Genomic DNA, 14,394 nt, shown 5'->3' with positions numbered 1-14,394 from the left:
CGGGGCTAGGCTGGCAGTTATGACTTCAGCTCCCCGCACCCCTTCCGCCATCGACGCCGTCGCCGATGAATGGGTCGACACGATCGCGGTTCTGGCACCCACTCTCGGCACCTACATCGGGCGCGACGAGGTGAACGACCGCTTCGGCGACCTGAGCCCCGCCGGGCATGAGGAGATCGCTGCGGCGACGCGTGCGACGTTGGACAAGCTCTCCGCGCTCGAGCCCGTGGACGCGATCGACGAGGTGACGAAGACCGACCTCGGTGCCGAGCTCCGGCTCGACCTCGAGCTGCACGACGCGAAGTGGCACCTGCGCGATCTCAACGTGATCGCTTCTGCCGCACAGGATGTGCGCGCGGCGTTCGACCTGATGCCCACGGCGACGGTGCAGGACTGGGACGTGATCGCGACCCGCCTCGCCGCGGTGCCCGATGCCCTTCGCGGCTACGTCGAGACCCTCAGGACGGGTATCGCGGAGGGCATCGTGCCGGCGCGCAGGCAGGTGACCGAGGTGGCGACGCAGATCGATCGCTACACCGCCGATGACGGCTTCTTCGCTGCGTTCGTCGCGAACGCGGACCCCGAGGAGGGGCAGCTGCCCGCGTCTCTCGCCCGCACTCTCGCCGACAACTCGGCCTCGGCCCGTGTCGCCTACGACGAACTGCGCCGTTTCCTCGCGGAGGAGCTCGCTCCTGCCGCAGGCGACGACGACGCAGTGGGGCGTGACCTCTATGCGCTCAACTCGCGTCGCTTCCTCGGGGCGACCATCGATCTCGACGAGACCTACGAGTGGGGGCGCGAGGAGCTCGCGCGCATGGTCGAGGAGCAGACCGCGATCGCGAACGAGATCCTCCCCGGTGCGTCCGTCGAGGAAGCGGTCGCCCACCTGGAAGCCGACCCCGCGCGCAAGCTCGTCGGCACCGACGCTCTCCAGAAGTGGATGCAGGAGACGAGCGACCGCGCGGTCGCTGAACTCGGCGTCTCGCATTTCGACATCCCCGAAGCCATTCGCACGCTCGAGTGCATGATCGCCCCCACGCAGGAGGGCGGCATCTACTACACCGGCCCGACCGACGACTTCTCTCGCCCCGGTCGCATGTGGTGGTCCGTCCCCGAGGGCGTCACGGAGTTCGACACGTGGCGGGAGCTCACCACGGTCTTCCATGAGGGCGTCCCGGGTCACCATCTGCAGATCGCTCAGGCGGTGTACAACCGGGCCGAGCTCAATTCCTGGCGTCGGCTGCTCGCGGGAACCTCGGGTCATGCCGAGGGCTGGGCTCTGTACGCGGAGCGTCTGATGGAGCAGCTCGGGTACCTGGACGACCCCGCCGACCGGCTCGGCATGCTCGACGGACAGCGGATGCGGGCCGCCCGCGTCGTCCTCGACATCGGTGTGCACCTGGGCAAGCCGCGTCTCGACGGCACCGGAGTGTGGGACGCGGAGTACGCACTCGACTTCATGCGCCAGAACGTGAACATGTCGGATCAGTTCGTGCAGTTCGAGGTGAACCGCTACCTCGGCTGGCCGGGCCAGGCGCCGTCGTACAAGGTCGGTCAGCGCATCTGGGAGCAGGTGCGCGACGGAGTCCGTGCCGCCGAGGGAGATGCCTTCTCGTTCAAAGACTTCCACAAGAAGGCGCTCGACCTGGGCGGCGTCGGCCTCGACACGCTGCGCAGCGCTCTGCTCCCACGCTGACGGGAATGGGATCCGGCCCACGAGTGTTCATTCACCTGAATAGAGAGGGATGACATGGGCATCGAATTCGGACTGGACACCTTCGGCGACATCACGAGGGACGCGGGCGGGAAGCTCCTGACCGGGGCGCAGACGATCCGCAACGTCGTGGAGCAGGCTGAGCTCGCAGACACGGTCGGGGTGGACTTCTTCGGGGTGGGGGAGCACCACCGCGAAGAGTTCGCGGTGTCCGCGCCGGAGATGGTGCTCGCCGCGATCGCTGCCCGCACCGAACACATCCGCCTCGGCACGGCGGTGACGGTGCTGTCTTCGGATGATCCGGTCCGCGTGTTCGAGCGCTTCTCGACCTTGGACGCCCTCTCGAACGGCCGAGCCGAGGTCGTCCTCGGCCGCGGCTCCTTCATCGAGTCCTTTCCACTCTTCGGCTACGACCTGCGGGACTACGACGCGCTGTTCGAGCAGAAGCTCGAGCTGTTCGTCGAACTCCTCAAGGAGGAGCCCGTGACATGGTCGGGCACCATGCGCGCCTCGCTGGAGAATGCGAACGTGTTCCCCAAGACCGAGAAGGGTCTTCGTACCTGGGTGGGGGTGGGTGGCAGCCCGGAGTCCGTCGTACGGGTCGCGCGCAATGGCCTGGGGCTGATGCTCGCGATCATCGGCGGGCCGGCGGCGCGGTTCAAGCCCTTCGTCGATCTGTACCACCGCTCTGTCGCGTCTTTCGGAACCACCTCGCATCCTGTCTCGGTGCATTCGCCCGGCCACATCGCCGAGACGGATGCGGAAGCCTGGGACGCCGCCTACTCCGGGTTCGAAGCGATGAACAACACCATCGGCCGGGAGCGCGGATGGCCGGCGTACAGTCGCGCGCGCTTCCAGAACGACGTCGGGCCGGAAGGCGCGATCTACGCGGGTTCACCGGACCGCGTCGCCGCGAAGATCGCAGACACGATCACGACCCTCGGGCTCGGGCGGTTCGACCTGAAGTACGCCACCGGCACCCTGTCGCACGAGTCGATGATGCGCAGCATCGAGCTGTACGGGACCGAAGTGATCCCGCGCGTGAAGCGGATCCTCGACGCGCAGGACTGACGACATCCCGCGCAGGACGTCGGGCGCTCGGCTCTACGATGAAGAATATGGCCAACTCTGCCCTGCCGGGCCGCTCATCGCTGGCTGAGCGCCTGGACGTCCTGCCGTTCACACGTCGACACCTCCGCCTGCTGACAGGGTCCGGGGTCGGTTGGGCGCTGGACGCGATGGATGTCGGCCTGATCTCGTTCATCCTCGCGGCGCTCACGCAGCAGTGGGGGCTGACGAAAGGCGAGGCCGGCTGGATCGCCTCGGTCGGATTCATCGGCATGGCCGTCGGGGCCACACTCGGTGGGCTCCTCGCCGATCGTTTCGGCCGGCGGCAGGTCTTCGCCCTCACGCTGCTCGTGTACGGCATCGCGACCGGTGCCAGCGCCCTGGTCGGAGGACTGGTGGCGCTCCTGGTCCTGCGGTTCCTGGTGGGACTCGGCCTCGGCGCAGAGCTCCCGGTGGCGTCGACCTATGTGAGCGAGTTCGCACCCGCGCGGATCCGCGGCCGCCTGATCGTGGTGCTGGAGGCTTTCTGGGCGCTCGGATGGACCGCCGCCGCGGTGATCGGCTTCCTGGTCATCCCGGCTTCGGACGACGGCTGGCGCTGGGCGTTCGCGCTGGGCGCGATCCCCGCGGCGTACGCACTCTTCGTACGTTGGCGCATGCCGGAGTCACCTCGCTGGCTCGCCTCACGAGGACGCATCGCGGAGGCAGACCGCATCGTCTCGGCGTTCGAGACCGATGCCGGTGTGGAAGTCGCACCCGCGATCCGGAAGGAACCCGCCTCCCGTGCGATCGCCGTCACGGCGAGGGCGCGGCTGGCGACACTCTGGAACCCGGAGTTCCGGCTGCGCACTCTTTGCCTGTGGGTGGTGTGGCTGGGGGTGAACTTCGCCTACTACGGAGCGTTCATCTGGATCCCGAGCATCCTCGTCGACGCCGGGTTCGATCTGGTGCGCTCATTCGGTTTCACGTTGATCATCACGTTGGCGCAGCTTCCGGGCTATGCGGTCGCCGCGTGGTTGATCGAGGTGTGGGGGCGCCGTGTGACGCTGTCGGTGTTCCTTCTCGGCTCGGCGGTCTCCGCCGTGATCTTCGGCACCGCGACGACAGAGGGTGCGATCATCGCGGCGGGCATGGCGCTGTCGTTCTTCAACCTCGGTGCGTGGGGTGCGCTCTACGCCGTGACGCCGGAGATCTATCCGACGTCGCTGCGGGGGACAGGAGCGGGCTGGGCTGCCGGAGTGGGCCGTATCGCGTCGATCGTGGCTCCTCTGTCCGTTCCCGTGCTGCTGGTCGCCGGGGGAGCGCCGCTGCTGTTCGCGGTCTTCGGGGCATGCTTCCTCGGAGCTGCCGCCGCCGCCTGGGGGCTCGTCGATCGGCGCGGGCGAGCGCTCGACGATCGCTGATCCCCGTTGTCGCCGACCCGCAATAGGCTGGGGCGATGGCAGATGTGCGGTTCGTGGCGATCGGCGACTCCTTCACGGAGGGGGTCGGTGACGTCCTTCCGGATGGGCGGGAACGCGGTTGGGCGGACCTCGCAGCTCAAGGATGGGCCGATGCAGCCGGATACCCGATCCAGTATGCGAACCTCGCGATCCGGGGCAAGCTGGCCTGGCCGATCGTCGAGCAGCAGTTGGAACCGGCGCTCGCGCTGCGCCCGACCCACCTCTCCTTCAACGGCGGTGGCAACGACATGCTGCGACCGCGTACCGACGTCGAGCACATCGCCGACGCCTTCAGCCGGGTGCTGCGTCGCTGCGACGAGGAGGGCGTGACCATGATCCTGCTTTCCGGTGCGAACCCGAGCGGGCAGCTGCCGATGGGTTCCCTCGTCCAGCGCAGGGGAGACCTGCTCTCCGAGGCGGTGCTCCGACGCATCGAAGGACGCCCCGACGTCATCCGGGCGCTCAACTGGCCCGATCGCGAACTCTCTCGCGGCGCGTACTGGGCCGACGATCGTCTGCACATGAACGCGGCCGGTCATCACCGTGTCGCTGCCAGGGTGCTCCACGCGCTCGGGTTCGAGCCTCCGGAGACCTGGTGGGCGCCGAGCGATCGCATGGGTGCAGGACCATCGGGCCTCGCCTACTACCGCGAGTTCGTCGGGCCCTGGGTGCGCCGACGAGTGACGCGTACCTCGTCGGGCGACGGCCGTGCGGCGAAATACCCGGCCTGGGTCGAACGGGTCCCGTCGTGATGCCGCGGAGTGACGCGAAGTGACCGACATCGAGCTCGCGCGAATCCCCGCCGGGGTCGTGACCCTCCGCGATGCGCGACGGGGCGAGCAGCGTGAGGTGACGCTCGAGCCGTACGAGATCGGCGTGTACCCCGTGACCGAGGCGCAGCTCACCGAGGTACTGGGCATTCCGATGCGCCACCCGCGTCGCCCCGCAGCCGACCTGAGCTGGTTGCGCGCCGTCCACTTCTGCAACGCCGCCTCCGAGTGGGAAGGGTTGGACCAGGTCTATCTGTTCGACGGCGAGGAGGTCGCCTGGGACACGACGGCCGACGGCTACCGACTGCCCACCGAGGCGGAATGGGAGTTCGCGTGTCGGGCGGGGTCGACCGGGCCGCACTATGCGCCTCTGGCCGATGCGGCGTGGACGAGCGCGGACGGCGTCTCGTCTCCGCAAGATGTCGGGGGGAAGCTCCCGAACCTCCACGGTCTCTTCGACACCCTCGGCAACGTATGGGAGTGGTGCTGGGACCTCCTGGATCCTGCCCGCTACGACGACTACCGGGTGTTCCGCGGGGGCGGATTCGCTGACGATGCGTGGAGTGTCCGCGCCTCGGTCCGCCGAGGGGGAGCGCCGCGGATGCATCACGAAGACGTCGGCCTCCGGCTTGCTCGAGGGGCGTTCGACACGCTCGAACAGGCGCAGGGGTGGTCGGCTCGAGCCGACCGCGAGCGTGCTGTGCAGGACGGGCCGCTTCCGTCGGGTTGGACGCCGCGTCGACGGTGACGTCTCTCTCGCAGTCTCCGAAGTCCGCAGAGGGAAGGCTCGCTGTCCGACGGTTTTGGCGGGGAGCAGCACGGGTGGAAAGCTGGTTCCATGGCATCGGAATATTCGCTCATCGTCTCCCAGGGCCGCGTCGCCGACCGCACCGATGGGGCGCTCGCGGGTGCACGACGCGTCGGCGAGGCGGTCTCGTCACTTCTCGCTGTCGACCCGCTGATCATCGGCACGCCGACACCGAGCGAGATCGATGATTGGTCCGTCGCACTTCCCGAAGCGGAGACGACGTTGAGAGGGCTGCGCACCGCGGTGAGCGAAGCCATCGCGGATGGCACGACGCCTCTTCTGATCACCAACACCTGCGCGGCGAGCCTCGGCACGTTGCCGACGGCGGCCGCGCATCATCCCGAGGCCGTCGTGCTCTGGATCGACGCGCATGGCGACTTCAACACACCCGATACGACCGATTCCGGGTATCTGGGAGGTATGGTCCTGGCCGCTGCGTGTGGGCTCTGGAACAGCGGGCACGGGGCGGGCCTCGATCCGAGAAAGGTGGTGGTGGTCGGTGGCCGGGACATCGACACCGCTGAGGAGCAGCTGCTCGCCGATGCCGGCGTCACCGTCATCCCCCCGTCGGAGAGCACGCCCGAGCGCGTCCTCGAGTCGGTCGCGGGTCGCCCGGTGTGGATCCACGTCGATTGGGACGTCCTCGAGCCTGGCTACATCCCTGCCGCGTACCGCGTCGGGGGAGGACTGCTGCCTCACCAGATCGCCGCGATCTTCGCTGCGCTACCGCCGGACTCCGTGCGGGGGATCGAACTCGCGGAGTTCGAAGCAGGCGATGCGGAGGTGCCGGAGCGCGTCAGCGTCGAGTTGATCGTGGAGACACTCCAGCACCTGCTCCGCTGAGCGTCCCTCAGCGCCGACGTTCCGGATCGAGGCCGATGCGGATCCGAGTGCGTTTGCGTTCGATCAGGATAAAGGTCACCCCGAGGATCCACAGCGGGATGGGCATGAGGAAGGCGATCCTGAAGGCCTCCAGCGAATAGGTCTCGGGGGTCCCCGCGCCCTGCAGGTCGAGCGCGAGTCCGATCAGGAAGATCGCGATCAATGCGGCGATGAAGCCACCCGCGTTCGTGACACCGGTCGCGGTGCTCAGACGATGACTCGGGTTGTGCGTCCGAGCGTGGTCGAAGGCGATCATCGAAGCGGGGCCACCGGTGGCGAGAGCGATCGCCAGCACGTAGAGGAGCCAGATCGGCGCCGCTCCGGGGAGAGCGATGACAGCGATCCACGCTGCCATCTGCACGCCGACGGCGGGGAGCACGAGCGCGAGTGAGCGGTGATTCGGGTGTCGGCGGGAGAGGTCGCCGATGATCGGCCCGAGAAACATTCCCGCAACGACATATACAGAGATGATGCCGGCGGCGTGCGCGGTGTCGAGACCCTCGCCGGCGGTGAGGAACGGCATTCCCCACAGCAGCACGAAAGCAGTACCCGCAAAGGGAGTGGTGAAGTGCGACCAGAAGGCGAGCCTGGTGCCGGGGTGAGCCCACGCCGCGCGTATGCCGACACCGGTGTCTATCGCAGACGTGACGACGCGGACCACACCCGTATCCGTGTTGACGGTGACGTCCGCGCCCTGCTCCGGGGGATGGTTGCGGATGACCAGCGCCACGAGGATCGCGAACAGCAGACCGAGTCCCGCGATGCTTCCGAACGTGATGCTCCAGGTCGTCGCGTGGAGCAGCGCCGCGAGCGGGACCAGCGCGATCAGCTGGCCGGCCTGGCCGATGATTCCGGTGAACTGCACCATCAGCGGTCCGCGCTGCGCGGGGAACCAGGTCGCGACGAGTCGAAGCACGGCGGGGAAGATCGCGGCGTCGCCGGCGCCGAGCAGCACACGCGCGAAGATCGCGATCCCGATGTTCGGAGACAGCGCCATCGTCAGCTGACCAGCCGCCATGAGCAGCATGCCGACCGTCATGATCGGTCGTGATCCGAAGCGATCGAGGAGCACCCCGACAGGAATCTGCATTCCGCCGTAGACGGCGAGCTGCACCACGGCGAACAGGGCGAGCGTCGACGCATCCGCCTGGAACCGGTCCGCCGCTTCGACGCCGACCGCGCCGAGGGACGTGCGATTCGTGATGGCGAGGACGTAGGCCGCGACACCGACCGACCAGATGATCCATGCGCGCAACCCCGGGGTCGACACGGGGGAGGGGGAGACCGGCGGCACGCCTCAACGCTACTCCTCTGCCACCGGGCTTCAGTGCCCTCGGAGCGTTGTCGGTGACGGTGGCTACGGTGGCGTCATGACAGGTTCACCTCTGCACCACTCACTGGACTACATCGAGCTCGTCGTCACCGATCTGGAGAAGTCGAAGGATTTCTTCCGTGAGGCCTTCGGTTGGGGCTTCCACGACTACGGCCCCGGATACGCAGGGATCGTTTCACCGCGCGACGACGGCAATGAATCCGGTGGGCTGATGCTCGCGGATGAGCCGCGGCCGGTCGGCGGTCCTCTCGTGCTCCTCTACTCCGAAGACCTCGACGCCACGCAGGCTGCGATCGAGAAGGCCGGCGGCACGATCCTCCAGGCGCCGTACGAGTTCCCCGGTGGACGACGCCTCCACTTTGCAGACCCGACGGGCAACGAGCTCGGCGTCTGGTCCACACAGTAGGAGTCCCGCCGGGGCTCTCATCTCACCGCGGCCCAGGCGCTACGAAGCGTGACGGGGACGTGCTATCCGGGGAGTTCGATCTCCCGCGCCTTTTGGAGCAACAAGCGGAACTCCGCGAGGTCAAGGTCGTCGACGGACCGGAAGGTGATCGCCGCAGCGCCGACCTTGACCTTCCCGAGCTGATGAGCGCGCGCACGCACGAGGTACTCGCCGTTCTCGGCCGCGTTCACGTAGACCGACAAGTGGCTCTTCTGCTCCGCGAGCCCCACGAGGAACCAGTCGACGCTTCCGCCCCGAGGGCGGGGCTGAGCGATCGTGCCGTAGCCCACGATCGCCTGTTCCGTGCCGCCCCACATCTTGCCTCGCCACAGCACACGGTCCACCCCAGGCAGCGCTTCACGGATGATCTCGTCCAAGCGCACGAGTTCATCGGCGCGTGACGCCGCCACCAGGAACCCATACACGTCATCTTTCACTCTGTCCACGATCGGAGCCTATCGCCGAGGTTCATTCGTCGATGCCGACTTCGGACTACGCGCTTTCGCTCGTCGGGTTGTGTAGCCCCGGACGCCCGAGGTTCTGCAGGATCGATGACACCAGTTCGTCGGTCGACACCTCGCGGCCCACTCGCGTCTCTTCGAACCAGGGGAGGGGCTGCCATCCGTCGTACCATTCGCGGAGCTCGTCCTGTCCGAAGGCGATCGCGAGCGGTCTTCCCGCATGACGCCGATCGGGGTCGTGCAGCACCTCGCGGCGAAAGTGATCCTGAGAGATGAGAGCCACCCGCCGCCCGAGGAGATTCTGCCGCAGCGAGAGGCGGAGAGACCTGATCGAGACTGCTGGCGATCCTGTGTCGCCGCTTTCCCACAGCTCGTAGTCACTTGGTGGCGTTTCGATGACGTCGTGCAACGCGGAGGCGGCTCGGTGGGCGCCCCGGTTCGGGAGGATCGGGAGCGTCCGCAGCCCCCAGCAGCAACGCGGTGCAATGGGGAGCGCGAAGGTGATGGGCGGCTTCTCCGCCTCCGCGGGGCGAACTCGTAGGATCGAGACGTGAGCACAAACGGGGCCGCGAACGTGTCAACCGCTGGCGATGAGGGCACTTCGCGGCCAGAGATCGACCTTCGGACATTGACGATCGCTCAGTTCTTTGTGGGTGGGTTCGTCTTGTTCGTCGCGGCGGTGATCGTGGGGACCGGCATGATCGCCTCAGGGGCTGGCGGCAACGAGTATGACGGAGCCATGTCGCTCATCGGAATCGTCTTCAGTGGCGTATTGGTCGCCGCACCATCGATGGTCCTCGCAATGGTCATCGGACTGCCGATTCGACTCGTTCCGGCGCTTCGGTCTCGGTGGCTCGCGAACGGCGCGATCACGGTGGCCGGTGCGGTCGTTGGATTCATCGCTCTAATCGGAATCACCGCGGCGCTGGCCGTGAGCCCGGGGGAGGGCGGCGCGTCTGCAGCCACGGTACTTTGGGGACTCTTGGCCATTGCTTGGGGCGTGTTTGCCCTCTCCGTTGCGCATTTCGTGTGGCCGGTCCAATGGCTACGAGGCAGGGTGAAGGCCAGCCCCTACGAGACTTAGAGGCGGTTCACGCCGAGCGGCTTCCGCTGGCTGTCGTGTTCAATGGCGTCGCCGCGCAGGATGACGAGACACGTGGAGTCATGGCCGGTGGGAGTCATCGAACCTATCCTCGCAGTTCCTGCCGCAGGGAGAGGAGGAGCGACCTGATCGACACAAGCTGACATAATGTGCATTATCGGATATAACTCGGACTGGAGCGGGGTCCTCGATAGGCTCACTGCGTGAACGGGAACAACGTCGACATCGACTGGGAATCTGCGCGGCTGGCGAACCAGGAGAATTGGGAAGATCGTGTGCCTGTGCACGAAGAAGCGTACGGTCTCGACGCGTTCGACGACCCGGATCATCTCAGCGACGTCGTGCGCGACGATCTGGACGCGATGAAGTCGTTCCTTCCGTCCGGTTCGCTCTCCGGGCTCGACCTGTGCCACCTGCAGTGCCACATCGGCACCGACACGGTCTCGCTGGCTCGCGTGGGCGCCACAGTCACCGGCGTCGACTTCTCGCCGTCCGCGCTCCGTGCTGCCGCCCAGCTTGCTGGGCGCCTGGGTATCGACGCCACCTGGGTGGAAACCGACGTTCTCGATGCGCGTGCCGCAGTCGACGGCGACTTCGATGTCGTCTACACGAGCATCGGCACGATCACCTGGCTCAGCGATCTGGACCGCTGGGCCGCCCAGATCGTGGCACTGCTGCGGCCGGGCGGCATGTTCTTCATCCGTGACGGCCATCCCGCGCTCTACGCACTCGATGAGAACGCTGCTGAGCTCACCACACGCTATTCCTACTTCGCGACCGGGCATGCGCAGCAGTGGGATGACGACAGCACCTACGTCGGTGACGGACGCCTCGCTCACACGCGCACGTACGAGTGGCCGCACCCCCTGTCCGAGATCCTCGGCGCTCTGTTGCGCGCCGGTCTCCGGCTCATCCACTTCGACGAAGGCCGAACCCTGCCGTGGCGCTTCAGCGACCGCATGGTGGAGGTTCCCGGCGGCTATGCCTGGCCCGATGCAGAGCGCGACAAGCTGCCGTGCACGTACACGATCATCGCCCGCCGGGACTGAGACCGCGACGAAGCGGGGCGCAACGCCGGGCGGACTATCCCCCTGCCCGACTCACGCTCCGACGTACTCCGCGAGGTGCTCCCCCGTGAGCGTCGCCTTTTGGGATACCAAATCTCTCGGGGTTCCCTCGAAGACGATCTTCCCGCCGTCGTGACCGGCGCCGGGGCCGATGTCGATGATCCAGTCCGCGTGCGCCATGACTGCTTGATGGTGTTCGATGACGATCACGGTCTTCCCCGCGTCGACGAGTCGATCCAGCAGGCCCAGGATCTTGTCGACATCCGCGAGGTGCAAACCTGTCGTGGGCTCATCGAGCACGTAGACGTCGCCCTTCTCCCCCATCTGGATCGCGAGCTTGAGACGCTGGCGTTCGCCGCCCGACAGCGTCGACAGCGGTTGCCCGAGCGACAGATATCCGAGTCCCACGTCTTCCATGCGACCGAGGATCGCCGCCGCGGCGGGCAGCTTCGCCTCGCCGTCGCCGAAGAAGAGCCGGGCCTCGGCGACCGGCAGATCGAGGACCTCGGTGATGTCCTTGCCCGCGAGCTTGTACTCCAGCACGCCTGCCTGGAAGCGCTTACCTCCGCAGTCCTCGCACGGCGTCTCGATCGTGTCCATGAAACCGAGTTCGGTGATGATGACGCCCGCCCCCTTGCATGACGGACACGCGCCTTCCGAGTTCGCGCTGAACAGCGCCGGCTTCACGCCGTTCGCCTTCGCGAACGCCTTCCGGATCGGTTCGAGGAGTCCTGTGTAGGTGGCAGGATTGCTGCGGCGGGACCCCTTGATCGCGGCCTGGTCGATCGCGACGACGCCATCCTGATGGGACACCGATCCATGGATGAGTGAGCTCTTGCCCGACCCGGCGACGCCGGTCACGACGGTGAGGACTCCGGTGGGGATATCGACATCGACGTCCTGCAGATTGTTCGCCGACGCGCCGCGCACTTCGATCTTTCCCGACCCCGTTCGCACCTCGTCCTTCAACGTCGCGCGGTCTTCGAGATGATCTCCGGTCTTCGTTCCGCTCGCTTTCAGCCCCTCGACCGAGCCCTCGTAGCAGATCTCTCCGCCCGCGCTGCCGGCTCCTGGCCCCAGATCCACGACGTGATCGCCGATCGCGATGGTCTCAGGCTTGTGCTCGACGACGAGGACGGTGTTCCCCTTGTCGCGCAGTTGCAGCAGCAGGCCGTTCATCCGCTGGATGTCGTGCGGGTGCAGGCCGATCGTCGGCTCGTCGAACACGTAGGTGATGTCCGTGAGCGAGGAGCCGAGGTGCCGCAGCATCTTGATGCGTTGCGCCTCTCCCCCGGACAGCGTGCCCGACGGCCGCTCGAGGCTGAGGTATCCCAGTCCCAGCGTCACGAACGCGTCCAGGTTGGCGCTGAGCGCCTGCAACAGCGGTCCGGCGCCGGGAAGATCGAGTCCGCGCACCCACTCAGCCAGGTCGGTCACCTGCATTCGGCACGCATCCGCGATGCTGACGCCCTCGATCTTCGAAGAGCGCGCACCTTCAGTGAGCCGCGTGCCGTCGCACTCCGGGCAGACCGCGAAGGTGGCGACGCGTTCGACGAAGGCTCGGATATGCGGCTGGAGTGCGTCGAGATCCTTCGAGAGCATCGCCTTCGTGATCTTGGGGATCAGACCTTCGTAGGTCATGTTGATCCCCGAGATCTTCACCTTCGTGACCTCGCCGTAGAGGAACAGATGCCGCTGCTTGTCCGTGAACTCCGCGATCGGTTTGTCGGACGGATAGAACCCCGACTGGGAGAAGCCCTTCACCATCCACCCGTCGGCGGTGTAGCCGGGGACCATGATGGCGCCCTCATCGAGCGACTTGGACTCGTCGACGATCTGCGTGAGATCGAGGTCCGACACCGCTCCCCTCCCCTCGCAACGCGGACACATGCCGCCCAGATAGATCGCATCCTTCACGATCTTCTTCTCGCCGCCGGGACCGGTCATGACGCCGCTGGCCTTCTGCGTCGGGATGTTGAACGAGAACGCGGTCGGTCCGCCGATGTAGGGCTGCCCGAGCTTGCTGAACAGGATGCGCAGCATCGCGTTGGCATCGGTGACCGTGCCGACGGTCGAGCGCGGATTCGCTCCGAGTCGTTCCTGATCGACGATGATCGCCGTGGTCAGTCCCTCCAGGACGTCGACGTCCGGACGCGGCACCGACGGCATGAACCCCTGCACGAAAGCGCTGTACGTCTCATCGATCATCCGGCGGGATTCCGCGGCGATCGTGTCGAAGACGAGCGAGCTCTTGCCTGACCCCGAGACTCCGGTGAACACGGTGAGACGTCGCTTCGGGATCTCTACACTGACATCCTTCAGATTGTTCTCGCGCGCGCCCTGAACGCGGATCAGGTCGTGGGTGTCGGCGGGGTGCTCGGTGGTCATCAGCGTCCTTCGTCGATTCGGTGGAGGGCTCAGGCGGCCTGGTTGATACGGAGCAGGTTGCCTGCCGGATCCCGGAAAGCACAGTCGCGGACGCCGTAAGGCTGGTCCATGGGTTCCTGCACGACGTCTGCCCCTCGTTCGACGAGCCGTTCGAAGAGCCCGTCGAGGTCGTCGCTCGCGAGGGTGAGCGCGGCATAGCTGCCCTTGGCGATCAGTTCGAGGATCGTCTGCCGCTCGGCGTCGGTGATGCCGGGGTCGGTTGCCGGTGGGTGAAGCACGATCGATGTCTCGGGCTGTCCCTCCGGTCCGACCGTGAGCCAGCGCAGACCGTCGTACCCGACGTCGTTGCGCACCTCGAAGCCGAGCGCATCGCGGTAGAACCCGAGCGCAGCTTCGGCGTCGGTGTGAGGCAGGAAGGCGTAGTGAATGCTGATGTTCATGGTGTTCACGTTAGATGGGCATCGATGCGGGGTGCTTCTTGATTCCTGATCGGTCGTGTGACCTGCTTGGCCTGGAACGAGGGAATCCCTTCGACGTGCGCTGCTCGTTCACGGTACACGCGGGGTGAGACACCGACCAGCTCGGTGAACCGGGTGCTGAACGTGCCGAGCGATGAGCAGCCGACTTCGAAGCAGACCTCGGTGACCGTGAGGTCGCCACGGCGCAGAAGCGCCATGGCCCGCTCGATCCGTCTCGTCATCAGGTACGAGTACGGCGATTCGCCGTATGCGTCCCGGAAGCACCGACTCAGGTGCCCCGCCGACATGTGCACACCCCGGGCCAGCGCCTCGACATCGAGCGGCCGGGCATACTCGCGATCGATGCGATCCCGCACTCTTCGCATCACTGTGAGCTCGCGCAAGCGCGCATCATCCGGACCCGTCACGAAGTCGATAGTGCCATGACGCCGGGTG

At 66.7% G+C, this 14,394-nt stretch carries 15 protein-coding genes; 9 read left to right on the top strand and 6 right to left on the bottom strand.

Going from position 1 to position 14,394, the window contains the following annotated elements; genetic code table 11:
* The first annotated feature begins 19 nt into the window (after nucleotides 1–19).
* The 6 genes from E0W80_RS01470 (at nucleotide 20) to E0W80_RS01445 (ending at nucleotide 6,645) form a co-directional block, all read left to right on the top strand.
* Nucleotides 20–1,696: a DUF885 domain-containing protein gene (locus tag E0W80_RS01470; RefSeq protein WP_047519571.1), complete on the top strand. Its 1,677-nt coding sequence runs from the start codon at nucleotides 20–22 to the stop codon at nucleotides 1,694–1,696.
* Nucleotides 1,697–1,750: 54 nt separating this feature from the next.
* Nucleotides 1,751–2,785 (top strand): LLM class flavin-dependent oxidoreductase, encoded by a 1,035-nt coding sequence (locus E0W80_RS01465; protein ID WP_131491028.1) that lies wholly within the window; start codon nucleotides 1,751–1,753, stop codon nucleotides 2,783–2,785.
* A 47-nt stretch (nucleotides 2,786–2,832) separates the two neighbouring features.
* Nucleotides 2,833–4,185 (top strand): MFS transporter, encoded by a 1,353-nt coding sequence (locus E0W80_RS01460; protein ID WP_131491027.1) that lies wholly within the window; start codon nucleotides 2,833–2,835, stop codon nucleotides 4,183–4,185.
* A gap of 35 nt (nucleotides 4,186–4,220) precedes the next feature.
* Complete coding sequence (locus E0W80_RS01455; protein WP_205802285.1) at nucleotides 4,221–4,976, top strand: SGNH/GDSL hydrolase family protein; 756 nt, start codon at nucleotides 4,221–4,223, stop codon at nucleotides 4,974–4,976.
* Nucleotides 4,977–4,995: 19 nt separating this feature from the next.
* On the top strand, nucleotides 4,996–5,742 hold the full coding sequence (locus tag E0W80_RS01450; protein WP_131491026.1) for an SUMF1/EgtB/PvdO family nonheme iron enzyme: 747 nt from the start codon (nucleotides 4,996–4,998) through the stop codon (nucleotides 5,740–5,742).
* A 90-nt stretch (nucleotides 5,743–5,832) separates the two neighbouring features.
* Nucleotides 5,833–6,645 carry an arginase family protein gene (locus E0W80_RS01445; protein ID WP_131491025.1) on the top strand — a complete coding sequence of 271 codons (813 nt, stop codon included), beginning with the start codon at nucleotides 5,833–5,835 and terminating at the stop codon, nucleotides 6,643–6,645.
* Between the two features lie 7 nt (nucleotides 6,646–6,652).
* Here the strand turns inward: E0W80_RS01445 and E0W80_RS01440 are convergent, their stop codons facing one another.
* Nucleotides 6,653–7,978 (bottom strand): MFS transporter, encoded by a 1,326-nt coding sequence (locus tag E0W80_RS01440; protein ID WP_131491024.1) that lies wholly within the window; start codon nucleotides 7,976–7,978, stop codon nucleotides 6,653–6,655.
* 76 nt (nucleotides 7,979–8,054) lie between these two features.
* Here E0W80_RS01440 and E0W80_RS01435 point away from each other — a divergent pair, with 76 nt between their 5' ends.
* Nucleotides 8,055–8,423 carry a VOC family protein gene (locus tag E0W80_RS01435; protein ID WP_047519583.1) on the top strand — a complete coding sequence of 123 codons (369 nt, stop codon included), beginning with the start codon at nucleotides 8,055–8,057 and terminating at the stop codon, nucleotides 8,421–8,423.
* 62 nt (nucleotides 8,424–8,485) lie between these two features.
* Here the strand turns inward: E0W80_RS01435 and E0W80_RS01430 are convergent, their stop codons facing one another.
* Nucleotides 8,486–8,908 carry a DUF1801 domain-containing protein gene (locus E0W80_RS01430; protein WP_165875368.1) on the bottom strand — a complete coding sequence of 141 codons (423 nt, stop codon included), beginning with the start codon at nucleotides 8,906–8,908 and terminating at the stop codon, nucleotides 8,486–8,488.
* A gap of 46 nt (nucleotides 8,909–8,954) precedes the next feature.
* Nucleotides 8,955–9,206: a hypothetical protein gene (locus E0W80_RS01425; protein ID WP_194239227.1), complete on the bottom strand. Its 252-nt coding sequence runs from the start codon at nucleotides 9,204–9,206 to the stop codon at nucleotides 8,955–8,957.
* A gap of 267 nt (nucleotides 9,207–9,473) precedes the next feature.
* On the opposite strand from E0W80_RS01425, the gene E0W80_RS01420 reads away from it, so the two are divergent.
* Both E0W80_RS01420 and E0W80_RS01415 read left to right on the top strand, forming a co-directional pair.
* Nucleotides 9,474–10,007, top strand: a complete 534-nt coding sequence (locus E0W80_RS01420) for a hypothetical protein (RefSeq protein WP_131491022.1) — start codon at nucleotides 9,474–9,476, stop codon at nucleotides 10,005–10,007.
* A gap of 221 nt (nucleotides 10,008–10,228) precedes the next feature.
* The gene (locus E0W80_RS01415; RefSeq protein ID WP_131491021.1) at nucleotides 10,229–11,074 is read left to right on the top strand and encodes a class I SAM-dependent methyltransferase; all 846 of its coding nucleotides are present in this window, start codon (nucleotides 10,229–10,231) and stop codon (nucleotides 11,072–11,074) included.
* Nucleotides 11,075–11,125: 51 nt separating this feature from the next.
* On the opposite strand, the gene E0W80_RS01410 is transcribed toward E0W80_RS01415, so the two are convergent.
* The 3 genes from E0W80_RS01410 to E0W80_RS01400 are packed head-to-tail and all read right to left on the bottom strand — an operon-like array spanning nucleotide 11,126 to nucleotide 14,324.
* Nucleotides 11,126–13,480 (bottom strand): excinuclease ABC subunit UvrA, encoded by a 2,355-nt coding sequence (locus E0W80_RS01410; protein WP_131491020.1) that lies wholly within the window; start codon nucleotides 13,478–13,480, stop codon nucleotides 11,126–11,128.
* A 29-nt stretch (nucleotides 13,481–13,509) separates the two neighbouring features.
* Complete coding sequence (locus E0W80_RS01405; RefSeq protein WP_131491019.1) at nucleotides 13,510–13,920, bottom strand: VOC family protein; 411 nt, start codon at nucleotides 13,918–13,920, stop codon at nucleotides 13,510–13,512.
* A gap of 5 nt (nucleotides 13,921–13,925) precedes the next feature.
* Nucleotides 13,926–14,324 (bottom strand): helix-turn-helix transcriptional regulator, encoded by a 399-nt coding sequence (locus tag E0W80_RS01400; RefSeq protein ID WP_131491104.1) that lies wholly within the window; start codon nucleotides 14,322–14,324, stop codon nucleotides 13,926–13,928.
* Nucleotides 14,325–14,394 lie beyond the last annotated feature (70 nt).

The organism is Microbacterium sp. PI-1 (assembly GCF_004337555.1).
GTDB classification, from domain to species: domain Bacteria; phylum Actinomycetota; class Actinomycetes; order Actinomycetales; family Microbacteriaceae; genus Microbacterium; species Microbacterium aurugineum.
This window is presented reverse-complemented; position numbering and strand designations above follow the sequence as displayed.

What these genes read in the sequence shown, in the direction of transcription:
- E0W80_RS01470 (WP_047519571.1), top strand. Translation starts at nt 20, where the DNA reads ATGACTTCAGCTCCCCGCACCCCTTCCGCCATCGACGCCGTCGCCGAT.
- E0W80_RS01465 (WP_131491028.1), top strand. Translation starts at nt 1,751, where the DNA reads ATGGGCATCGAATTCGGACTGGACACCTTCGGCGACATCACGAGGGAC.
- E0W80_RS01460 (WP_131491027.1), top strand. Translation starts at nt 2,833, where the DNA reads ATGGCCAACTCTGCCCTGCCGGGCCGCTCATCGCTGGCTGAGCGCCTG.
- E0W80_RS01455 (WP_205802285.1), top strand. Translation starts at nt 4,221, where the DNA reads ATGGCAGATGTGCGGTTCGTGGCGATCGGCGACTCCTTCACGGAGGGG.
- E0W80_RS01445 (WP_131491025.1), top strand. Translation starts at nt 5,833, where the DNA reads ATGGCATCGGAATATTCGCTCATCGTCTCCCAGGGCCGCGTCGCCGAC.
- E0W80_RS01435 (WP_047519583.1), top strand. Translation starts at nt 8,055, where the DNA reads ATGACAGGTTCACCTCTGCACCACTCACTGGACTACATCGAGCTCGTC.
- E0W80_RS01410 (WP_131491020.1), bottom strand. Translation starts at nt 13,480, where the DNA reads ATGACCACCGAGCACCCCGCCGACACCCACGACCTGATCCGCGTTCAG.
- E0W80_RS01405 (WP_131491019.1), bottom strand. Translation starts at nt 13,920, where the DNA reads ATGAACATCAGCATTCACTACGCCTTCCTGCCTCACACCGACGCCGAA.
- E0W80_RS01400 (WP_131491104.1), bottom strand. Translation starts at nt 14,324, where the DNA reads ATGCGAAGAGTGCGGGATCGCATCGATCGCGAGTATGCCCGGCCGCTC.